A 24,255-nucleotide genomic window follows, 5' to 3' on the forward strand; every position below is an offset into this window, starting at 1 on the left:
AGTAAAGCGTTGTAATGAACTGATTTACATTGCTAAACGTATCAAACCCTTGAGTGCATTCTCAAGGGTTTTTTTATGGACAAATGCCATGCAAACAGCGATAAATAATAAAGGCTCCATAACATCGAAGGCATCAGGAATAACTATGCAACAACATAAACAGACAAAATCATTAGCCGTGATATTGGCATTAACTTGCTTAGTAAATCATGGTGCTTTCGCCGCGAATCTGGAAACCGCGTCAGCGAAAACCGTTAAAGTACTGTCCAATGATAACGCCAAAGCTAAAAGTGAACACTGGCAGTTGGTTTGGCAAGACGAGTTTTCTGGCGAGCAAATTAATTTACAAAAATGGTCATTTGAAGTCAATTGTCATGGTGGCGGTAATGATGAAAAGCAATGCTATACCAAGCGTGCTAAAAATGCCTTTATTGAAAACGATATGTTGATTATTCAGGCGTTAAAGGAGGAGTTTCAGGGGCCTGCTAAGCATGACGACGACAAACAGTACTCAACAACAGACACTCGAACCTTACCCTACACATCTGCGCGGTTACGCAGCAAAAATAAAGGTGACTGGCGATACGGTCGTTTTGAAATCCGTGCTCATCTGCCAAAAGGACAGGGCACTTGGCCTGCTATCTGGATGCTGCCAACAGATTGGCTATACGGCACTTGGGCCAGCTCTGGTGAAATTGATATCATGGAAGCGGTCAATCTAGGGGCTGCTTCTGATGCGCCTAGCGACGCTTCAGGTGCGCTTGAGACACGAGTGCATGGCACATTGCATTATGGCGCTATGTGGCCTGACAACGTCTACACGGGAACCGGTGTGAAACTCAGCAACAAACAAAGCCCTAGCGATGGTTTTCATACCTATGCGATCGAATGGGAACAAGGTGAGATACGTTGGTACATTGATGATATTCATTATGCGACGCAAACCTCTGAGCACTGGTACAGCAAATTTAAAGATGAAAGCGGTCAATGGCAGAAACGCAGCAGTGATGCGCCATTTAATGAAAGATTTCACCTGCTGATTAATTTTGCGGTAGGTGGTGCATGGCCAGAAAAGGTTAATGAAACTGGCATCGATGCGTCGGTATTTCCCCAGCGATTTGCTATAGATTATGTTCGAGTCTATCAATGCTCCCTAGATATTAACACGGGACAAGGCTGCGCGACAAAGAGTGAATCGGCCACCCTAGTGAAATAAGTAGTAAAGTAATTTAATTCTAATATGGGTTAAAAAAGTGTTAGATATTTGTTTTAAAATGTGCCATCTTTATTGTTGACGATTAGATTTTAATCGTTGTTTTTAAAGAAATAATGCTTAATTAAACACTGCTGCTAGTAGCCATTTAGGAATCACCCTGAAAATAGCTTTCTAAACCAGTGTTTTTTAAGGGTTTTTAATGTAAGCGCTTACATTTCCTTGCTTATTTTAAAGGCTAAGAGTTAAGGGTAAGCAGCACAAAACACTGTATTGGGATTTCATGACTATAAACATAATTAGTAAGTCGATGAAACCCCTTGTAAATCAGTGTTTTTTAAGGGGTTAGGGTGTAAGCGCTTACATTGTGAGGGAGAGCTGTTTTGAAAAAACATAAGAGAGAAACTATGAGAAAATCGAAGATAAGCATGATATCCGCCATTGTTGGTGCAAGCTTTTTCGGCTTGTCTGGCTGTGTAGGTGAATCAGTTAATGCGGATGTTGACGAAGTTGTCGGCAAACAAGCACCTACATTTACCAGCTTAGCGGTTGTTGAAGCCACTGAAGGGAAAATGTATAGCTACACGATTAGTGTCGAGGACGTAGATTCTTCAGACTTAACCGTTACGGTTTCTGGGATGCCAGACTGGTTAATGTTTGATGAAGCGACTAACACCATATCTGGCATGCCATCTGAAGGGGATGTTGGTGAATATACTGTTGTTGTTTCGGTTACAGATGGAACCAAAACAGCTACCCAAGAATTTACAATTGTCGTTGCCGAAGGCGCCGGTGACTGGGTCATGGTCTGGAGCGACGAGTTTGATGGCACTAGCCTCAACATGGAAAACTGGAATATTGAAACCGGTGATGGATCTCAATATGGTTTAGTTGGTTGGGGTAATAATGAATTGCAGTGGTACCAGCAAGACAACATTACTGTTAGTGACGGTAATTTGGTGATCACCGCAAAACAAGAAGCGGCTGGTGGCTATAACTATACCTCTGGCCGTATGCGCAGCGATGGTAAAGTTGATGTTCAATACGGTCGTATTGAAGCGCGTATCAAGGTTCCTGCGGGTCAAGGCTTTTGGCCAGCGTTTTGGATGTTGCCAACCGACAGCCAGTACGGTGGTTGGGCTAGTGGTGGCGAAATCGATATTTTGGAAGTGTTCAGTGCGACTGAAGACAATAATAATGATGCCCATGGTACTGTACACTTTGGTATGGCTTGGCCTTTAAACGTATTCACAAGTGCTTCAGCTGGCCAGCCAGTGCTTGATGATTATCATGTGTACGCAGTTGAGTGGGAGCAAGATGAAATCCGTTGGTATATGGATGACTTGCATTATGCAACGATCACATCTGATGCTTGGTGGAGTTACTACTACAAAGATCAAGAGACTGGTTACGTCGGTGATAGTGCCGCACCATTTAATCAACCATTCCATGTCCTATTGAACCTTGCTGTTGGCGGTAATTTACCGGGCTCGCCTGATGAGGATACCGAATTCCCATCTGCGCTAATGGTGGACTATGTGCGTGTTTATGAATGTGAAGACGATCCTGTAACAGGTACTGGTTGTGCTGCCAATGTGAACCCTGACGTAATACTACCTGCAGCACAAAACTTCTTTGTTGCTGAATATCCGTTATTTACCGATGGTGAAGATAAGCTGAGCTGGGATATATCTGGTGAAGCACTAGAGCGCAGTCTGCAAACGGTCGTAGGTTGGGATAACGGTGGTGCTATCGCGTTAACCATGCCTGATTTAGGCGGTGATCGCGGTAAAGTCATTGAAATCAACACCAGCGATAAAGGTAACGTTTTGATCAACGCTACCGATGGCGAAACTATGTCATTGTTTGGTATGGGTAACTCTTCTGAGCCTTGGCGTCTACACGCTGGTGAACTGAAATTTGACCTGTTTATCGATGGTGCGGTTACCCCTGATGACAGTCAAATCTTAATCAAAATGGATTCGGGTTGGCCGGCATTGGGTTACGTTGCGCTAAACGTTGCCGATCTAGAAAAAGATATGTGGCAAACACTGTCTGTAAAAGTTAACGATATCCTTGCTATGCCTGGTGAAGCAGCACTTAATACCAATGAAGTGTTGAACCCATTCATTATTGAGTTTAGTGGCGCAGCACGCGTTATGCTTGATAATGTTGTTTTAAAATGTGGTCATAAAGATATCGACGGTTGTGGTATTGCACCACCTGCGGTCAGTGTTGATACCGAGACATTAGATGTTTACGTTGATGATGTGAATGCTGAAGTGTGGACTAACGGTATTGGTGCTTGGGATACAGCTATCAGTCGTGATTACTTTGACGGAACAACCGGTTTTGTTCAATGGCAATCTGTTGAAGAACAAGGTCGTGGTAACGTCTTGCAAATTAGCTTTGGCGGTGGTGATGCCGATGGGTTGCTATACATCCAATCTGCACAACCTGTTGATTTAAGTGCGTTCAGTGAAGGCGATTTAGTATACGACCTAAAAGTGGTTGATTATGCTGAAACGACAAGTGGTATCAGTTATAAAATTGACTGTGTATTTCCTTGTACAACAGGCGACCAAGTACTTGGTGTTGTTGCTGATGGCGTTTGGGAAACTATTCGTGTACCAGTAAGCCAATTGGTAAGCCAAGGCTTAGACATTACATCAGTAAACACAGGTCTAGTCATCTATCCTACATGGGGCGACCAAAAGAATGTAACCTTAATGGTCGACAACATTCGTTGGGAACGCTCAACAGGTGCTGTTGTTGAGCCTCCAGTAGAGCCACCGGTAGCCGAAGGCGATGTGGTTATCTTCTCTGAAGAAACCGATCCTAATTGGTCTTTCTGGGATTGCTGTGGTGGTGCAACGATTTCTGCTCAAGTTGATGCGGAGTACGGTAACGTGATGCAAATTGATTTTGCCGGCGCTCCTACGGTCTCTGGTGTTCTTGGTGAAGCTGGTATTGATGTATCAGGTTTGGCTAACGGTACGCTAGAATTTGACCTTAAGATGATTTCTGCGCCTACTGATGATACTGCTGACTGGTTATTGAAACTTGAAAGCAATCAGGCGTCTCAGTTTACTGAGATCATGCTATCGCAAAGCAATGAAGGTGTAGATCCAACATTAGGTGAGTGGCAGCATTTCACTTTCCCATTCTCGGTATTGGAAAGTGGTTCACTTGATTTAACTAATGTGAAGATCATTCTGGTATTCCCGAGCTGGAGCAAGGCCAACGGTGCCAGTTATCAAATTGATAACATCGTATTCAAAGCAAACTAATATCGATATGGGCTGAGTCTTGTTCAGCCCTTCAAGTATGTTTTAATTGCTATGAATAATAAAAAGCCGGTATTGCTACCGGCTTTTTTATGTCTAAAAATCAGAGTTAACCCTTTACTTAATAAAAATCAATAGGTTAACGAGTGAGTTGGCGAATAAGTTAGCGAATAAGTTAGCGAATAAGTTAGCGAATAAGTTAGCGAACAGAGCGGTATGATGAGCAGAAGTCGGGCACCTTGGTTATTTAAAATCAACAAACATATTGGCGGTTAATCGGCCCTGTTTGGGATCCGCACTAACGTCGGTTTCAGTATTAACAATAGTTGAGTGCAATAGATTACCAGGATAGATCACTAACCGATTCGGTTTATAATCGATTTGATGGTACAGCTCGAATAGCTCATTTGATTCGATACAATACTTCGCTTCAGGTTCACCATGCGCGTCAAAATGATGTTGTAATGAATCGAAATAGGTTTGCTTGCGTTGTTCATTGATGCGTTCAAATCCGGTTTGTTTGTGACGAAATAAGCCTGTACCGCCATGAGGTTTATCATCGAGATAGTGCAATATGGCAAAATGGTAATGATAGTTGGTATCAAAATGTGGAATACGCTGCAATGGCACTAAGTCTTGTTCAGCTAAAGTGATCAATGAGTAATATAAATTATAGGGGTGAGGTTTGACGTTACCTTGTAGCTGATAAATTTTACGAATACCGCCCAATAAGAAATTGAGACAGGTATTGGCATACTCATCAGGTAAGCGGGTACGACAACCTGGGTAAAACGAATATTGATCTTGTTTAAAATCTACATCGTTGTATGCGCACTGTTTCAATGCCTCAATCGACATTAAAAAGTCATCGATGATCAATACTGGGGTTTGTTCATTGCCAACATGTATAACGTTGGCGGTAAACCCCTCTCTGATTTGGTAGTCAGACTTCATTAATTAAACCTTGTACAAAAAGTCGTGTTTAACTTGACGGCTAGCCAGTTTTCGCCATTTTATCGTCATCATCAGCCGACTTTGACGGACAATAGTGATTAATAAAATCCCAATGATCAGGCCAGTTTGCGACTTTTTTCGCGGTGTGCTGTTTAATTTTGTCCAAAAAGCCTTTCAATTCTTCATCGCCCATCATATCGACAATTGGGTGATACTGCTCCGGCGTTAAGCCTTGCCCCATCATAACTTGCACCCAAGATGATTCACCAAACAACTCTTCCGCCTTTTTAAAGACGCGGCCGGATTGTCTAAACAACTCCATACGGTGTCTTAATGAATCGGTAATGTCCATGTCGGCACAGTAGCGCCAAAACGGTGTATCACGGCGATCGGTTAAATGGTAATGCAAAATAATGAAGTCACGAATATCGAGCATTTCATCAGACGATTGCTGGTTAAATTCGTCGACATCGGCCTGATTGATACCGGTGTGCGGGAATATTTGCATTAAACGCACTACGGCGCGTTGGAATAAATGAATACCGGTTGACTCTAAAGGCTCGATAAAACCAGCCGATAAACCAATGGCAATACAGTTTTTATTCCAGTGTTTACGGCGGGTGCCGGTTTTGTATTTGATCACTCGAGGCTGATTAATTGGCTCGCCTTCGATGTTATCAAGTAAGGCTTGAATCGCTTCTTCATCACTCATGTATTTCGAGCAGAATACCAAACCATTACCGGTGCGATTTTGCAACGGAATACGCCACTGCCAACCCGACTCACGGGCTATGGAACGGGTATAAGCGACTGGTCTACCTACGGTTTTTGTTTGCACAGCAACGGCGCTATCACATGGCAACATGTGACTCCAATCGTCATAGCCAGTGTGCAATGCATCTTCAATTAACAAACCTCTAAAACCGGTACAATCGATGAATAAATCACCTTCGACATGCTTGCCATTGTCTAAATCGAGCGAGGTAATGTTACCGGATTCAGAGCACAGGTTAACCTTGTCTATTTTTCCTTCAATACGCTGACAGCCGTGTTGATAGGCTATTTTTTGTAAAAACTTGGCGTATAATCCGGCATCAAGGTGATAGGCGTGGTTAAGATCTTGCTTAGCCATAACCGCAAAGCGGCCTTCACGGCTACCAAGGTGCTCAGGACAATAGTCGCCAATCTCGCTAACTAAACCTTTTTGTAAACCTTTTAACCAGAAATGTTGAAAACCACAGGCCCAACAATCGTGGCCAAGATGACCGAATGAGTGAATGTAGTCTTTGCCTACATCGCGCCAATTTTCAAACGAAATACCTAGTTTAAAGGTGGCATTGGTTGCCGCCATAAACTCTGCTTCATTAATGCCAAGCAAATTATGCAATAAGTGCAGGGTAGGGATGGTCGCTTCACCAACACCGACAGTTGGTATTTGGTCCGACTCAACCAGGGTGATATTTATCGCTTTGCCCAACAACTTAGCCATTGACGCTGCAGCCATCCAACCAGCGGTACCACCGCCGGCAATAACGACATTTTTAACGGGTTTGTTATTCATCGTTTTAACTTCTCAATCAGTTCAGCACGAATTTTACGTGCGGTTAATTCGTCCATTGGCGTTTTTAGCATGCCTTGCGCCGCTTCAGGTAAGTGCGCAGTGTCTTGCTCGTCATGGTCAAAGATGTAATGTTCAAAAATATTTTTCCAAGCTTGGCGTTGCTCATAAGGTAAGTTGCGTAAACTTAACATGGCCATTAACAAGGCATTATGAGGTCGCCCCATATAAGCTGGCGTATCACGCCACCAGTGGGTTACCAATATATTAAGGCTGTCTAAACCTTGCACATGATGCCACCACATACTTGGCATAAATAACGCATCACCAGGCTCTAGCTCAGCGACTTGAGCGTGCGCTATTGCCTGTTTGAAATTTGGATACTTGTCAAAGTCGGGGGTGTCAAAATCGACCATGCAAATATCTTGGCCACCTGGTGCGAATTCCATTGGCCCGGTATAAAGGTTTTTAACTTGTTCTGGCGGAAATAGGGTGAAACGACGTTTGCCGACGACATTACAGGCCAAGTTCAATGGAAAATCATAGTGCGCCGCAACTTTCGAACGGTTACCTATCCAAATACTGGTTAGCGGCTTGTGTTCATCAATGCTGACGCTATGTTGCTCTTTAAAGCCGGGTAAAAAGTTGGTTACCTCGGTTGAGCCAACATACATAGTCGGTGGTTCTGGGTTATCAGCATGCTCTAAAAGTTTGTCGAGTACCGGATTTAAATCAATTTTTGCTGCGCGATAATTAAAACCATCGACGTTGTCATTGTAAAACACTCGACCCTTGGTGTTCGGATCGCCGTAACAGGCGTTAACGGGTTTGCCTTGATACAATTGGCGTAGATAGTCACACGCCGCTTGATTCGATTTTAAACCCGCTTTAACGATAGGCCAATCTAAAGCAAAGCCTTTTAATATAAGCGGTACCGTTGAGGCGATAACCGAGTCAGGTATCGCCTCTGGAGTAACGCCTGCTATTTGTTTTACCTGGGTTTTAATGTCCAGCATAACTACGCCTATTTACGCCCATTCGGTTTACACGGCCGTTGCAGCGACCTGCGCATTTTTCTTATCAAGCAAGTTGTTGATATTACTTTGCGAAGCGATTTGCATATAGATGGCTTGTAAGTAACCTTTTTCTTTTAATTCTTGCAATACACTGACGTCCAAATCATTTAGCTTTTCTTCGCTAATGGTATAAAAACCAAGCATTTGATGCTTGCTTTGATCGTTTAGCGTTACATCGAGAGTGAATGGTTCAATCAGGTTTAGCTCAACCAAGCGCTCACAGAATTTCATGCCATCGAGCGCGCCAAAGTGCAGCGCTTCCATAATGCTTGCCATGCGGTCTAGGTATTCGCTATTACCACCAAACTCAAGGAATAACTCTTCACCCTCTTCGCTGTTTACTCGTGGGTTATCCATATCAATGGTCAACATGCGTTTCTCTTGCTCTTGACCATCCACTTCAACAGTTTGGCGGGCAATCAAAAATGGATGGCGTAATACCGAAATAGGAATATAACGCGCGTGCCAGCCATCGTCGTTTAAGAATAAGTTTTCTTGCTCGGCAAAACCGAATAATGCGGCACAAATGAATTTACCCGTGCCAGGATCTTTAGTAAAGAAAATAGGGTAGTATGCTTGGGCACTGCGAAATTCTTGCGGGAAAGTCATTGAATACCACATGTTGTCGCCATATTGAGCGCTGCGTTTGGTGATAACTTTGATGTCTTTGTGCTCAACGTTATTTAATAGGGCGTGATTTGCCATGGTGTTCTCCCAGTAAAATTGACGGTTTTCTTAATAATTAGAGTTTGGCGAAACCGTACTTCTTAATTTTGTTAATTAGCTCTCGATTGCTTCCTAAGGAACGCATCAGTTGCTGTGTTTGTTTTATATTGTCGTTAAAAAACGTATTTGCCATGTCACTTTTGTCATGGCGTTTTTGTCTATTTGGTAATTGTGTTTCAAAGCCCATGCCATATAACACAAATTGAAAGCTGGCTGCAGGGAACAAATCATCACTGTGATCACTATCATAACCATAAGGTGACTGGTATTGCCACAGTTGCATTAATTCTTGCAGGTGCTCTGGTATCGATTTTGCACTGCGGTTATCTCGCCAATATTGACTGTCGTCTCGTTGTGACAAAATATAATGCAGTTTTAAAAACTCAATAATGCGCAGCCAACGATGATTGAACTTGGTATTAAAACGTTTCGCGGTAATATCCATAACCTGTCTATTGGCGGGCAGTTGCTCAGCAATCATCTTCGCCGACAGTTCAATTAACGCAAGAGCGGAGGCTTCTAAAGGCTCAATAAAACCCGCAGACATACCTATAGCGACACAGTTTTTATGCCAAAATTTTTGTCGATAACCTGGGTTTATCTTAATATGGCGTAAGGCAACATCGTCTGCTTTATTGCCAAGCGCAGGGCGAATATACTCGCGCAGCTGCGCAGCAGCGGCATCGTCACTGATGTGCGCACTTGAATAGACATGGCCAATACCGCGTCTTGACGGTAGGCCGATATCCCAAATCCAGCCACAACTTTGCGCGGTTGATATCGTATGTGATGCAATCGGTTCGTTATCGTTTGCATAAGGCACTTGTACCGCAAGGGCTCTATCGTTAAACAATACATGCTTTTGACTGATAAAATCAATGCCGTAATGCTCACCAAGTAACAAGGATTTAAAGCCAGTACAATCAATAAATAAATCTGCTTCGATATCGCCATGTTGTCGCGTTGATACCGACTTAATGTCACCATTTTCATGGCTATTTATTTTGACAACATGATCAAGCACATGACTTACGCCCAGTTTGCTACAACAATGCTTTTGTAAAAAGGTTGAGAATTTACCAGCATCAAGGTGATAACCGTAATTGACGTTAAACGAGTACTCAGGGGTCGAAATTTGCTTTGGCGCTAAGCCATTGCGACAAATATGACTTTGACTGGTGGTGGCATCGGCAAAACTGACTTGCTGTCGGTGTTGTTGCCAAAAATCGGCAATGTTCGTTTCATGAAAACCCGCGGGCATAGTAAAAGGATGAAAGTAGCTATCACCATTACCATGTGTCCAGTTGCGAAATTCCGACGCTTGCTTAAAGCTGGCGTCACAATTGAGCACAAATTCGGTCTCGCTAATACCCATTTTTTTTAAGGTCTGACGCATCGACGGCCAAGTGCCTTCGCCAACACCAATGGTTTGCACATCAGGTGATTCAACTAGGGTAATTTGCACGCCACTGTCAGCTGCGGTTTTATGCTCACTAGCGATAATTCCAGCACTTAGCCAACCGGCGCTGCCGCCGCCAATAATGACGATATGTTTAATAGATTGGTTCATACTGCCTTTTATTAAAAACCTTAGTAAAGCACTCGACGTCTTTGTCACTATATCGACTTTAAAGTTGCCAATCCAGTGACAATATACCTAGCTAGGAAATTGTCTCTATTAGGGCACTAAAATCGAACACTTTAGTAAAATTTTTGTTATAAAAATATTGCTTTAGAGGAAATGAAAGCCGCGAGAAGGGGAGAGTCTCCTGCGGCTTTCATTTATTACCTAAACGATTCGTTTAGAAGGTGTAACGTGCACCTAAGCTGTAACGCGCACCCTGTTGGGTTACGTTCATTACTTGGTACTTGCTACGACCGTGCTTACGACGATACTCATCAGTAATGTTAATACCTTCGAAGAAGACCGCTAGACCTTCAATGTTGGCAAATTCATAGCTGACGTTAAAGTCGATTTGCTCGTACTCTTCAACGAATGTTGGGTTAGCACCGGTGTCATTACCTTTACTTTCTAAGTAATCATCACGCCAGTTATACGCTAAACGTGCTGAAATACCGTAGTTTTCATAGAAAAGTACAAGGTTGGCAGTATCAGAAATACCTTCTTGTACTTGGTCATTTGAACCATATACATCGGTATTGTCGTAATCACCACCGGTAATGATACGGTTGTCGTAATCGTCACCAGCATCAACCATAGTGTAGTTAGCAAACATACCGAAACCGGTATCCCAGAAAACGTGTTGAACAGCGAATTCGAAACCGTCAAATTCATTTTCAACGCTATCATTTACCGGAACGTTGATTAAGAATTCAACTTCGTTGTCTTCTTCAACACCTTCAATGATAAGTTTACCGTCTTGCATGTACACTTCAGGGCGATCGCCGTAGTTGTCGTAAATCCATTGACGTTGCTGACCTGCGTCACCACCAACAGCGGCGACAGCTTCATTGTATTTAGGACCATCTACTGGGTTATCAATGTTAAATAAGTTTTCTCTTATTTGACCATTGGTGATCCAGTTGGTTACGTCTTTTCTAAAGTAACCGATCGCCGCATAACTTGACTCATCGTAGTACCATTCAAGTGAAAGGTCATAGTTATCTGATTCAAGTGGTTCTAGGCTTGGGTTACCCGAGCTACCGCTTGCGCCACCTTTGTTAAACTGTGTACCAACGGTTGTACCACCTTGGATGTCGCCATACCAAGGTCGACCAATGGTTTCACTGTAGGCTGCACGGAAGATAATCTCTTCAGTAACTTCTAGGTTAAAGTTGATATTAGGTAAGGTGTGATCGTACTCACCGGAACGGCTAAGCGCTTCTTGACCAGATTGTTGTAGTACAATCTCAGTATCACCTTCCCAATTAGCACCATCGTATACAGGTACCACAGATTTCGAATCAACTTCGGTTTCTTCGTAACGAACACCGATGTGAATATCGTATGGCATATCACCGATTTCACCTTCGTAGTTCCATTGTAAGTAGAATGCCGTTACTTCTTCTTCAACGAAACGGTCAGTATCGGCCGCATAATCTGTTGAAGCACAGAATTGAGTACCACAATCGCCAACTAGGCCACTAAGGCTGTCTGGTGTGTAATTTGCTTCAGCATAACTACGCAGATCATCAAAATCCCAGGCAAAGTAGTAGTCAACAATTTCATAATCGTCAGGACCGTTTGGATGATCTTTAAAGTCACCACCGTCTACGTCATCAAACTTGCTGTGCACACCTTCAGTGGCACCTGCGATATCCGCTAAGTCACCAGCAGCACCAACACCACCCCAGTCGTTACGTTGAACTTGAACGGCGCGGTTGTGTTTTTCAGCTTTCATGTAGCTAGCACCAAAATCAATGCTACCAAATTCGTCAAGCTCTAACTTACCGTTAAATTGGGTTTGATCGATTTCTGCGCGATTATCGTCGTTACGGAAGAATGAACCGGTAACAAGGTAATCGGCTTTAGTAACTGTACTTGAACCACGTACCGCCAAGATAGGCAGGTCGCGGGTAAAGTCAGTTGCCGCTTGTTGACGAACAAATGCGGCAGTTGATAGCACGTTTGAGCTACCGTATGGGCTATTTGGCGTTTCTTCAGCGTCAGAAGAGTGATGATCCACTTCTAACCACAAGCTGTCCGTCACTTGCCATTCGAAATTAAAACCAATCGAATCTGACTCTGCTTTAGTCGCAGAACTTGACGTTGCCATAGATAAATCTTGGTTACCGATACCATTAGCAGCGTAATCTTCTTCGTAGAATAAAGGCGAAGAAACATCGCCATCGGTCCAAACGTTCTCTGAAGGAGCGAATGTAAACCAAGCAGACACTTCATTGAACTGACGATCAACTTCGTTGTTCATATGAGTGTAATCAAGAGTAAATGTCATGTTGTCATTTGGTGCGTATTGCAACACTAACTGACCGTTAACACGCTCACGTTGTTGTTCTTCAAAACGATAAATAGTTGTTTGCGGTACAGAGTAGTTTGCATCACCAGCTGGATCTGGACGGTTTACTTGGTTCTCGTAAGGAACACCACCCCAACCAGCGTTTGAGCCACTCCAATCTTGGTTAATACGTGCAGGGAATGTGCGCCAGCCTGTACCAACTTGTGCTTGTTGATTACCACTTTCACGCTCTGAATAGCTACCAGAAATTGAAATACCGAACTTGTCATCCATAAAAGTGTTTGAATACAAACCCGAAAATTCTGGTGTGATATCACCATCGTCAGCAGACGTATCATCCATACCTTTAACCGCGAATGTAGCCGTCATACCAGGCTTGTTCAAAGGACGGTGAGTAAGGATGTTAATAGTTGCACCAATACCACCAGTTGCAATAGATGCGTCACTTGTTTTGTATACTTCGGCACCTGATACAAGCTCAGACGCGATGTTATCAAAATCAAATGAACGTCCACCTGTTGTGGTTGGCAATTGACGACCATTTAACAATACTAGGTTACGATCCGGACCAAAACCACGAACAGAAACTTGACTACCTTCGCCGTTGTCACGGTCAATCGCGACACCAGAGATACGTTGTAATGATTCTGCAAGGTTAGAGTCTGGGAACTTACCGATATCTTCGGCATTGATGGCTTCAACGATACCAGAACTTGAACGTTTGATATCCATTGCTTTGGTTAGTGAGCCACGGATACCCGTGACCTCAATAACTTCTACGTCTTCCTCTACGGCTGATTCTTCTTCCCCATGTGCAGGAAGTACAACAGAAGCACCCAAAATCAAAGAAAGGCTAGAGGCCAACTTTGTTTTGTTGAACTTGTAAGACTTCATTAAATTTCCCTCGGTTAATTTATTATCATTTGTAATGATTATTTTTGTAAGCGCTTACATTTAGTGTTTCCAATCTCGCTTTTGGATAGGGTAATAAATTTGAAAGCGCTTACACTAAATTAGAATAATTAAGATAGTAGATCAACTATTTTTTTACAAGTTGGTTACAAATTGCGCAAACCTAGACGGTTATTAGCCTACATTGAGGTTCTGGAATATTAACTAAGTGCCTCGCCAGACGTGTCTTTTTGTTATTTTTAAAGGTCTACAGTGTTTTTTTGAGGGGCAGACAAATATTGCACAGTTGTAACTAAAACGTAATCGCTACTCTTGCAATATTTTACCTGAGAACGTATATTTTTGTGAAAGCGCTTACATGGGGTGACTTAAATGTCAGTAAAAAGTGCTTAAAAAATAGACTTTGGTGGTACCTGCTATATAAAGTTGAAGATCAATTAGCCGGTTAGAAGTCACATAAATAACAATAATAATTCCTTTGCTCGATTGCTCTGGCGATGGCCAAAACAGCAATATTTTAAGAGCTATGACATTAAAAAGGATCTAGCTTGAGTACCACAAAATTATCATTCAATGAAAAAGCCGGATATGCGTTAGGCGATGTTGCTTCCAACTTTTATTGGCGCGTATTCGATGTATTCCTCTTTATTTTTTATACCGATGTGTTTGGGTTGCCGGCAGCAACTGTGGGAACCATGATGTTGGTTACCCGCTTAATTGATGCCTTTTCTGACCCTGTCATGGGCGCAATCGCCGATAGGACTCAAACGCGCTGGGGGAAATTTAAACCGTATTTGCTGTGGGGCATCTTACCTATCGCTGCAGCCGGGGTATTAACCTTCACCGTTCCTGATGTCTCAGATTCAGGTAAAGTGGTTTGGGCGTATGCAACGTATATATTCATGATGTTAGCCTATACCTTTATTAACGTTCCTTATGGTGCGTTGCTTGGTGTTATTACCGATGACAGTAAAGACAGAACATCGCTGACAAGTTTTCGTTTTATCGGTGCGTTTTCTGGTGGTTCTTTGGTTGCTTATATCACTCCTGAGTTGGTTGTTATGTTTGGCGGTGGAGATGAGGCACTGGGCTGGCAATTAACGATGGCGTTATACGGTGTCATCGCTGCAATATTATTTTGGTTCACATTTCAGAGTTGTCGTGAGCGCATAGCACCACCACAGAACCAACACAGCAGTGTCTGGCAAGATATTCGTGATCTGGGCTCCAACAAGCCTTGGCTGGTGTTGTTTGCTTTGGCGCTTATCATCATGATGACCATTTCATTACGAGCCAGTACCGGTACCTTTTACTTTAAGTATTTTGTCGAACGAGAAGATCTCATCGGTAGCTTTTCTATGGCTTACCTATTGGCATTGGCCTGCGGGGCAGCTGCGACGCCTTTTATGTGCCGCTATCTTGATAAAAAAGTGTTGTTGTTGATTTTAATGACCTTAGTTAGCGCATTTTCGGTGGCTTTCTATTTTATTCCAAAAGACGCCATCGGTCTCATGTATGGCTGCCAGATTATTATTGGTTTTTGTTTGGGGCCTAAATCGCCATTGGTGTTTTCAATGTACGCCGATTCCGCAGATTATTCTGAATGGAAAAACGGCCGTCGTGCAACCGCAATGATATTTTCTGCTGCGGCATTTTCACAAAAACTGGGCGGCGCTTTGGCGGGGGCGCTAATTGGTTATCTACTGGCATCCCTTGGCTACGTCGCCAACCAACAGCAAAGCAGTGAATCGCAAGCCGGTATTGTGTTGCTGATGACGGTGATCCCCGGGGGATTTGCCTTACTGTCGGTAGTATTAATCAAAATTTACCCACTCACAGAAAAACGGCTAACGGATATCCAGCAACAACTAAAAACGAGAAAGGCGAACGACAATAACCCGATGGACAATAATAACTCCTCAATTCCCCTAGCTGGAGAAGGCAATCAACATGGCTAAAGTGAACTTTGATTTCCAATCTCAGCAAAAGCAAGCGTCGATTAACTTGCGAGATGCAACGGTAATGCCGTTAGCATCGGCCTATTTGTTTAACCCAAAGTTAAGTGTTCAGGCAAATTGCCAAGGTTATTTGCAGGCGCAGTTTATGCAACCTGAACCTGGCAAATATTCTCGCGCTCCAAATATTGAAGCCACGACCTTTATGCAACCGGAAATGCCGTACTTTGCCCACGCACCTGGCCGTTTTGTCTATATCAAAGACGAAGACACTGGCGAAATCTTTTCGGCACCGCACCAACCGTGTCGACAAAAGGCCAAGTTTTACCGATTTCGACAAGGCATGTCATCGATTCAGTGGTGCTACCGTTTATCCGGTATCGAAGTATTACTGACCTTACAAATCGACAGCGAAGATATTTGTGAACTGTATACCTTAGAGGTGAAAAACTTAGGGAAGAAAACCCGTAGAATAAGCATTTACCCTTATTTTTCAATCGGCTATATGAGCTGGATGAATCAACAAGCACAATACACAGACGAATTAGAAGGCATCGTCGCTACGTCTATTACCCCTTACCAAAAGGTTGATGATTACTTTGTTAATCAAGAGCTTAAAGACAAAACCTATCTGTTAACATCGAAAAAGCCATATGGCTATTGTGCCAATCAACAAAAATTTGAAGGCGATGGCCATTTATCGATGCCGGACGCCTTAAAAAAAGCCCGATTAGCCAATGATGAAGCCATATATGAAACTCCTTTGGCTTGCTTGCAATATCGACAAGTTCTTAATGAAAAACAGGTTTTTTCGGTAAAGATGGTGTTTGGGCCAGCCAAGGATGCAGATGAAATCGAGGCGATCAAAGCCAAATACATTGATGCTCCCGATGGTTTTAGTAAAGCCAGCGAGCGCTATCAAGTCTATCAACAGCAAGCACAACAACATTTTGTTATCGATAGCCCGGATGACGCGTTAAATCAGTTTGTTAATAGCTGGCTGCCAAGACAGATTTTTTATCATGATCAATGCCAACGATTAACCACCGACCCACAAACGCGTAATTACTTGCAAGACAGTATAGGTATTGCTTTTATTAACGCAGAGCAAACTCGCAAAGCGTTATTGCATGCGGTGAGCCAACAACACCGCGATGGTCGTATGCCCGATGGTATTTTAATCGAGCAAAATGCGACATTGAAATACATTAATCAGGTACCGCATGCAGACCATTGTGTTTGGTTGCCATTGACGCTGCAGGTTTACCTCGATGAAACCAATGATAGCGATATTCTGCAGCAGCACTTGGCGTTTGGCGATTCCGCCGAAAGCGTCAGTTTTGCAGAGCATGTTGAACTAGCGATGCAATACCTACTTGATGCTACTGACGACCAAGGATTGAGTTATATTGCTCAAGGCGATTGGTGCGACCCGATGAATATGGTGGGGTATAAGGGTAAAGGGGTATCGGCATGGTTGTCACTTGCAACAAGTTATGCGATTAAAACATGGTGTTATATCTGTAAAACCTACCTGCCTGAATACCCAAGCAGTAAGTTGGCCGAGTTTGAATACGCTAGTCAGGCAATAAATAAGGCGGTTAATAAAGTATTTTGGGATGGCGGTTGGTATGCTCGAGGCAAAACCGATGATGATGTTATTTTTGGTTGCAAAAACGATGTTGAAGGCAGCATTTATCTGAACCCGCAAAGCTTTGCTATCTTATCTGGTGCGGCAACACCAGCAAAACGCTTTACCTTGCTGCATGAAGTGATGCAACGATTGCACACGCCTTATGGGGTGATGATGCTGGCTCCAGCCTATACCGGTATGCGTGACGACATTGGACGCATTACACAAAAATTCCCGGGGAGTGCTGAGAATGGTTCCATTTATAATCATGCCAGTGCTTTTTACGCCTATAGTTTATTGCAAATAGGCGAAGCGAGTATGGCGTATGATGTATTGCGAAAAATGATCCCCGATGAAAACGATGCGCTTATCCGTGGACAGTTACCTAATTTTATTCCCAACTACTACCGCGGTGCCTATTTATTGCACCCAGAATACACAGGGCGTTCAAGCCAATTAATAAACACTGGCACTATCGCATGGGTGTATCGTTGTATTATCGAGCATATTTGTGGTTTAAAAGGTGAGGGCGATGGTTTGCGTATCGATCCTAATTTACCGCAAGGTTGGAATTTGTGCAGTGGTTCTCGAAATTTTAGAGGGGCTTATTTCACCTTTAATATTCGCCGCTCTGAGGTAAAGAAAACACGAGTTCATATTAATAATGTATTATTAAATAGCAATGTTTTTAGGGCGATAGAGGCAGGGAAACATTATATGTTGGATATTGAAATACCGAGACCGTAAAGCCGAAACATAATTTATCAATGTTTTGTCAATGTAAGGAGAAAGGCCGTGTTGCGTGCCATTGTACTTGTGTTATTAGTGACCATTAGTTGGCAAAGTTTAAGCTGGCAGAAATCTGAAAAACAATCATTTACAGCCCCATATAGCGAGCAAGCGGTTAATATAAATGCTGACGCGGATGATCCTGTATGGCAGCAGGGGCATTGGTATCCATTGGATCAAGACATGATTGGCAATTACCCTAAAAGCGATGATTTTTCTGGGCGATTTAAGGTCGCTTGGGACGAAAAATATGTGTACTTGTTGGTAGAGATGAGCGACGACGTGCTGTTTGATCAATACGCCGACCCGCTATTTTTCTATTGGGATGATGACGCATTAGAAGTGTTTATTGATGAAGACGCGTCCGGTGGTCCCCATACCTTTGACTATAATGCATTTGCCTATCATATTGCCTTAGATAATCAAGCGATTGACATCGGCGGTCAATTGGAAAGCGGTGAGCCGGAATTTTTAGCCTTAAATTCTCATGTCAAAAGCCAGTGGCGTCGTGATGATAAACGACCTAATGGCATCATCTGGGAAGTGGCGTTAGAAATTCATAATGATTCATTTGATCATAACAAACCGCTCGACAAGTGGCAGATTTCGCGGGTCAGCTTGCAAGAAGGTAAAGTGTTGGGCTTTATGCTCGCCTATTGTGACAATGACGGCAGTAAAGTTAGAGAACACTTTCTCGGCTCCACGACGATTACGCCAATCGCAGGCGATAAAAATTTAGGCTATAAAACCGCCGATGTATTTTCTCGGTTAACGTTGGTTAAAGGTAACTAAAACAGATCATGAAAAACACTATCAAACATTCGATATTAAGCCGAGCGATAACATGTGGTGCGACATCAATATTCGTACTTGCTGGTTTATCGGCGTGTAAGCAGTCGACAGAACAAAACGAACAAATCGAGAAAAATCAACAAGCGGTGCAAACAAAAGTACAAAGCATTGATAGCGCGGATTATCAGCAAGTCAAACAAACAAGATTAGCCAAGGTAGAGCAAGACGTTGAACTGTTGTTGGCAAAATTGACACTAGAAGAAAAGGTGTCTTTGGTGCATGCCAGTGGCAAGTTCCACGTCAACGCCATTGAACGTTTGGGTATCCCTGAATTGTGGTTATCTGATGGCCCACATGGTGTTCGATATCAACACGAACGCGACACCTGGAATGCCGCAGGCTGGGACGATGATCATGCTACTTATTTGCCACATTTAACCACGGTTGCAGCCAGCTTTGATCCGGAAATGGCGCACCTACATGGCAGCGTGTTAGGAGCAGAAGCGCGGCATCGCGGGAAAGATATCATTTTAGGTCCAGGTGTAAACTTGGCGCGCTTGCCGTTATACGGTCGTAATTTTGAATACATGGGGGAAGACCCTTTTCTTGCCGCCAGTCTTGTCGTACCTGAAGTTAAAGGCATTCAATCGCAAGATGTTGCCGCCAATGCAAAACATTATGCGCTCAATACCCAAGAATTAAACCGTATTGGTGTTAATGCCAAACCGGATGAGCGTACTTTACGTGAAGTGTATTTACCGGCCTTTGAAGCGGCGGTTAAGCAAGGCGGTGTGTATTCCGTTATGGGCGCATACAACCAATACTATGGCACCAATGCCAACCAATCGAAACATCTGGTGGTAGACATCTTAAAAGGCGATTGGGGCTTTGACGGCGTATTACTCACCGATTGGAACGTCGATATCAATACCTATGAGGCTGCGGTTAATGGTTTGGATTTAGAAATGGGTACCAATGTTGAGTCCTATGACGACTACTTTTTGGCGCAGCCGTTTTTGCAAATGCTAAAAGACGGTAAAATTTCTGAGTCGGTTGTTGATGACAAAGTCAGACGCGTCTTACGTTTGATGCATCGAGTCGGTATGTGGGATGAGCAACGTTTACCAGGCAGTCGCAATACCAAAGCGCATCAACAAGCGGCGCGACATATTGCCAGTCAAGGCGTGGTGTTGCTAAAAAATAACGGTAACATTTTACCATTGAGTAAAGACATTAAAAACGTCCTAGTACTCGGTCCTAATGCGGATCGTATCCATGGCTTAGGCGGCGGTTCTTCAGAGGTTAAGTCGTTATATGAAATCACGCCACTGCAAGGGCTTAAAAACTATTTGGGTGACAAGGTTAATATCGAGGTGATGCGCGCTCGTTCGAGTTCTTTGGCACCAATTGCTGCCGATTATATTGCCTCGAAACATTGGACTGGTACTCCAGCTTGGACCTACAAACGATACAGTGATGCATCTAAGTCAGAGCTATTAGAAGAGTCTTGGATCATTAATGCCAGCTATAAAAGTCGCTCTGACAATGCCAGCGAGTATATTGAGATGGACGCTGAGGTGAAACCATTTGAAAGTGGCGAGCACCTGTTAAAACTGGAGTATCAAGGGCAAATAAGCGTTAACATAGATGGTGATACGGTTTTAGAGCTGGACTCTGACAGTAAGAAAACAGCCAGTATTAGCGTTAATTTAAGTGCCGATAAAAATCATAAATTTGCCATTAGTTATCAAGGTAATGGTGAATTCGTGCTTGGTTGGGATGCACCAGGTGCATTGTTTGTCGACAAGACTGAATATACTGCTGCTGCAGCAAAAGCCGATGCGGTGATCTATTTTGGTGGCTTAAGCCATGGCGATGACCGAGAAGCTATTGACCGCCCAGATATGAAACTACCGGGCTCGCAAGACGAAGTGATCAGTAATCTGCTTCAAGCCAACCAGAATACCGTGGTATTTATGGTCGCTGGCTCTGCGGTTGAGATGCCATGGGTCGAGCAAGCTAACGCACTTGTGTGGGGGTGGTACGGTGGCCTTGAGGCCGGTAATGCCTTTGCTGATGTAATATTTGGTGATGTTAATCCAAGTGGCAAAATGCCTATTACCTTACCAAAACGATTGCAAGATACCGCCGCAATTGCACTGAATGATTACAATGCCACCGAATCATTATATAAAGAAGGTGTATTTATCGGTTATCGCTGGTTTGAGCAACAAGCTATTGAGCCAGAGTTCGTGTTCGGTCATGGTTTGTCCTACACTGATTTTATCTTTGAAAACATCGAAATAAGCAAAGGCGAGTATGCTTCCGATGATGATTCTGATGGCCTATATCAAGTCTCCGTCGATGTTAAAAACACCGGTAAGCGTGCGGGGGCTGAAGTGGTGCAATTGTATTTGCAGGATGTTGTAGCCAGTGTTGAGCGCCCAATTAAAGAGCTTAAAGGTTTTGCTAAAGTATTTTTACAGCCCGGCGAAAGCAAACAAGTCTCCATGGTGTTGAGCCAACGTGATTTATCATTTTGGAGTGTCGAGGATAATGACTGGAAGGCCGAGACTGGCCAGTTTAAGGTGCATTTAGGTGCCTCGTTAGTAGATATACGCTTAACCGAAGCATTTCAATATGATCGTGCAAATAAGTGATCAACAAGTGCGTACAGCCAAATTAGGAGCAAATACGATGAATAAATCTACACAAGGTTTAAACACTATGCTGATGTGTTTTGCTCTGCTTGGCTGCTCTGAGCATGCAAAAGAGGATAAGTCTTTGCAAGGAGGGACTGACGATACGCAAGTTGTTGCAGCGCAAACAGAGGATGAGCAAGGTAGCCAACCGGTTGCGTTTGTCGAAATCGATAAGCAAGCTTATCAGCAGCGACTGCAAGGTTTTTGGTTAGGGCAAAGCATTGCCAATTGGACCGGTTTGATCACTGAAATGGATAAAGTCGGTACACCAGAGACCATGCCGTTTTATACCGACCAAGACTGGGGCAGCAAAGATTTACCGGCGATGTGGGGCGAAGGTGTTCCACATAGCGATGTTATCGACTTTTACTTAGAGCATGAAGGAGTGCCGTGGGGCGCAGATGATGATACCGATATTGAATACATCTATTTGCACCTTCATCATCAGTTACAAACAGCTAAGTTAACCGCTGAGCAAATCAAGCAAGGTTGGCTCAAGCATACCTATTCCGAAGATGACGCGCCGTTGTTTAAAAAATTTGCTGATTCAGAGCCAGTAAAAGAAAACTTTTTATGGGAATCAAATGAGCGCGCCCGTATTTTAATGGCACAAGGCATGTTGCCACCAGAAACCAGTGAACCTAAAAATAATGCCAAATACATGATGATCGATGCCCAGTTAACCACCGAATTTTTCGGTTTGTTGGCACCGGTTAATGTCGCTGTTGCCAAAGATATAGCCTACTTACCTATACGCGTCGCGGCCAATCATGAGTCTGAGCAAATTGCCAACTTTTATGTGGTAATGCATTCCCTGGCAAGCAGCGTAGATAAAGGCTTACCCATCGCTGAGCAAGGCATTTGGTTAGCAACTCAGGCACGAAAACATCTTAAGGATAATGACTATCCGGCGAAAATGTTTGACTTTGTATTGGCCCATTATCGCAATAATCCAGATAAACAAAATTGGGAAGCAACTCGAGATGCGGTGTATCAGCGCTATCAAATAGAGCAAGCTGATGGTTATCAATACAAAGACCCATTTGAAGCGGGCATCAATTATGCGGCAAGCTTGGTGAGTTGGTTTTATGGTCAAGGCGAAATAAAAAGAACCATTCAAATAGGCAGTTTAAGTGGCTGGGATTCTGACAACCCAACGGCAACATGGGGCGGTTTATTGGGGTTTTTGCACGGTATTGATGGTGTTAAATCGGCGTTTGCAAGCGACAATATATCAGATACCTATTGGATACATAGAACCCGCCGTAATTTTCCTGACCATACCCCGACAAAAGATGGTGAAGACAGTTTCGCGCTGATGGCAGAGCGCATGTTAAGCATTATTGATTTGGTTGTCGTAGAAAAAATGCAAGGGCGCAGCGATGCCAATAAATGGCAAATCCCTGTGGCGTTGAATACTAAATAGAGTACGCAGCACACGCGCCTAGAATTATGACTTGGCACCTAGTTCTAAACAAAATTACGAGCCTAGTATAGAGCCTAATCTAGGGTTTCGTGTCGAACTTAATGTCCAACGAACATATTAAAAAGCTCAACAGAGGCGAAACTTTGCAGGTTTGGTCTCTGTTTATTTTTACCGCTGTCAATTTGTGACTGGCGTTAATTTTGAGCTGAGCTTATTGCCTAGTTATTATAGCTATTGGCGATGTTGTTCGAGTTTGATTGCAGCAAATAGTCATCGCATATTGCAATACCTGTTGGCATTTCTCGACTAAACTATTTAAAATCCCCACAATTTTAGACAATAGCTGAATATTAATGAACGCAGAATTATTTTTTATATATGATAGCCATAGCCCATGGAGCTATGCATCATCGGCACTGGTTGAACAAATTCACAAGGCATTTGCTGATATGCCTATCCATCTTTGGCATATTGCTTACTTTGATGGCAATGACAGTCCGGGTAAAAAACAGGCGCAACAAGTCGCTGAACAGAGCGCAGCGGATTTTGGTATGGATTATCTGCAATACGCTGATGACAGCAAAGACTCGCTGATGTCTGCTAACTTTATGGCTTGGGCGGCAAATAAACAGCCACACCAAGCAATTGCGATTTTACGTGCACTACAGCAGCAGCACTTTGTCGACAATAACCCGTTTTTGGATAAAGAAGATTTTCAATCATTGTGTGACACCTTTAAATTGTCACCACCAGGTAAGGTATTTAAAGACACCTTAACGCGCGATGCCGAGTACGCGTTAGCGGAAATTGATGAGATTCAACAAGTGATCAATACCAAAGCATTTCCTGCGTTACTATTGGCTGTGGATGATAATTTAGTGTTATTGAATCACAACCTGTATTTGACCAAACCTGAAGCCATCATTGATGCCATTAAGATGGAGCTTTAACTTAGAGTTAAACAGCCACAATGCATCTAAACTGAGCTTTGTATCGTATCATCTGCTAAATAAGGTGATACGATGATCTCTCCCAAAAAATTGCTAAACAGCAAGTGGACAAAACTGCAGGTCAATAATAAGGAACGCCATTTCTTTATTGCCAAAGTCACATACGATGAAAACGCTAAGGTAATAGAGTGCCTCATTCAGGCGGTTATCAATAATAACCAATATGAGATTGATTGGCGTCAGCTAAAAGATAGCGCGAGATGGCGCAGTGGCTGGCATTAACTATTGGTCTAAATGAGGACTTTCATTGTCATTGTCGGTGTTTAGTTTTGAACGCTGTGCGA

At 43.2% G+C, this 24,255-nt stretch carries 15 protein-coding genes; 9 read left to right on the forward strand and 6 right to left on the reverse strand.

Translation table 11 applies throughout. From position 1 onward, the window contains the following. The first annotated feature begins 145 nt into the window (after positions 1–145). Entirely contained in the window at positions 146–1,216 is a 1,071-nt protein-coding gene (locus tag HII16_RS08450) for a glycoside hydrolase family 16 protein (RefSeq protein ID WP_169129267.1), read from the forward strand. 404 nt (positions 1,217–1,620) lie between these two features. Further along, on the forward strand, positions 1,621–4,503 hold the full coding sequence (locus HII16_RS08455; RefSeq protein WP_169129268.1) for a family 16 glycosylhydrolase: 2,883 nt from the start codon (positions 1,621–1,623) through the stop codon (positions 4,501–4,503). Between the two features lie 240 nt (positions 4,504–4,743). Here HII16_RS08455 and HII16_RS08460 read toward each other — a convergent pair whose 3' ends face one another. The 6 genes from HII16_RS08460 to HII16_RS08485 form a co-directional block, all read right to left on the reverse strand. Beyond that, positions 4,744–5,454: a DUF6445 family protein gene (locus HII16_RS08460; protein WP_169129269.1), complete on the reverse strand. Its 711-nt coding sequence runs from the start codon at positions 5,452–5,454 to the stop codon at positions 4,744–4,746. A gap of 40 nt (positions 5,455–5,494) precedes the next feature. Then, positions 5,495–7,015 (reverse strand): tryptophan halogenase family protein, encoded by a 1,521-nt coding sequence (locus tag HII16_RS08465; RefSeq protein ID WP_169129270.1) that lies wholly within the window; start codon positions 7,013–7,015, stop codon positions 5,495–5,497. Continuing rightward, positions 7,012–8,028 carry a cupin-like domain-containing protein gene (locus HII16_RS08470; protein WP_169129271.1) on the reverse strand — a complete coding sequence of 339 codons (1,017 nt, stop codon included), beginning with the start codon at positions 8,026–8,028 and terminating at the stop codon, positions 7,012–7,014. Before HII16_RS08470 ends, HII16_RS08465 begins: the two co-directional genes overlap by 4 nt. Before the next feature lie 27 nt (positions 8,029–8,055). Further along, positions 8,056–8,793, reverse strand: coding sequence for a SapC family protein (locus HII16_RS08475; protein ID WP_169129272.1), 738 nt, complete (start codon positions 8,791–8,793; stop codon positions 8,056–8,058). Positions 8,794–8,830: 37 nt separating this feature from the next. Further along, positions 8,831–10,384, reverse strand: a complete 1,554-nt coding sequence (locus tag HII16_RS08480) for a tryptophan halogenase family protein (RefSeq protein ID WP_169129273.1) — start codon at positions 10,382–10,384, stop codon at positions 8,831–8,833. A 232-nt stretch (positions 10,385–10,616) separates the two neighbouring features. After that, positions 10,617–13,646: a TonB-dependent receptor gene (locus HII16_RS08485; RefSeq protein ID WP_169129274.1), complete on the reverse strand. Its 3,030-nt coding sequence runs from the start codon at positions 13,644–13,646 to the stop codon at positions 10,617–10,619. Positions 13,647–14,212: 566 nt separating this feature from the next. On the opposite strand from HII16_RS08485, the gene HII16_RS08490 reads away from it, so the two are divergent. The 7 genes from HII16_RS08490 (at position 14,213) to HII16_RS08520 (ending at position 24,193) form a co-directional block, all read left to right on the forward strand. Next, positions 14,213–15,622 carry an MFS transporter gene (locus HII16_RS08490; RefSeq protein ID WP_169129276.1) on the forward strand — a complete coding sequence of 470 codons (1,410 nt, stop codon included), beginning with the start codon at positions 14,213–14,215 and terminating at the stop codon, positions 15,620–15,622. Further along, positions 15,615–17,999: an NdvB protein gene (locus HII16_RS08495; RefSeq protein ID WP_169129278.1), complete on the forward strand. Its 2,385-nt coding sequence runs from the start codon at positions 15,615–15,617 to the stop codon at positions 17,997–17,999. Before HII16_RS08490 ends, HII16_RS08495 begins: the two co-directional genes overlap by 8 nt. Before the next feature lie 48 nt (positions 18,000–18,047). Then, positions 18,048–18,833 (forward strand): CBM9 family sugar-binding protein, encoded by a 786-nt coding sequence (locus HII16_RS08500; RefSeq protein WP_169129280.1) that lies wholly within the window; start codon positions 18,048–18,050, stop codon positions 18,831–18,833. Between the two features lie 8 nt (positions 18,834–18,841). Next, on the forward strand, positions 18,842–21,493 hold the full coding sequence (locus tag HII16_RS08505; protein WP_169129282.1) for a glycoside hydrolase family 3 C-terminal domain-containing protein: 2,652 nt from the start codon (positions 18,842–18,844) through the stop codon (positions 21,491–21,493). A gap of 37 nt (positions 21,494–21,530) precedes the next feature. After that, positions 21,531–22,961, forward strand: a complete 1,431-nt coding sequence (locus HII16_RS08510; protein ID WP_248289559.1) for an ADP-ribosylglycohydrolase family protein — start codon at positions 21,531–21,533, stop codon at positions 22,959–22,961. Between the two features lie 353 nt (positions 22,962–23,314). Continuing rightward, entirely contained in the window at positions 23,315–23,911 is a 597-nt protein-coding gene (locus HII16_RS08515) for a protein-disulfide isomerase (RefSeq protein WP_169129284.1), read from the forward strand. Positions 23,912–23,983: 72 nt separating this feature from the next. Further along, entirely contained in the window at positions 23,984–24,193 is a 210-nt protein-coding gene (locus HII16_RS08520; RefSeq protein WP_169129286.1) for a TIGR02450 family Trp-rich protein, read from the forward strand. The last annotated feature ends 62 nt before the right edge of the window (positions 24,194–24,255 follow it).

The organism is Thalassotalea sp. Y01, from assembly GCF_012932945.1.
In the GTDB taxonomy this organism is placed as follows: Bacteria; Pseudomonadota; Gammaproteobacteria; order Enterobacterales; family Alteromonadaceae; genus Thalassotalea_A.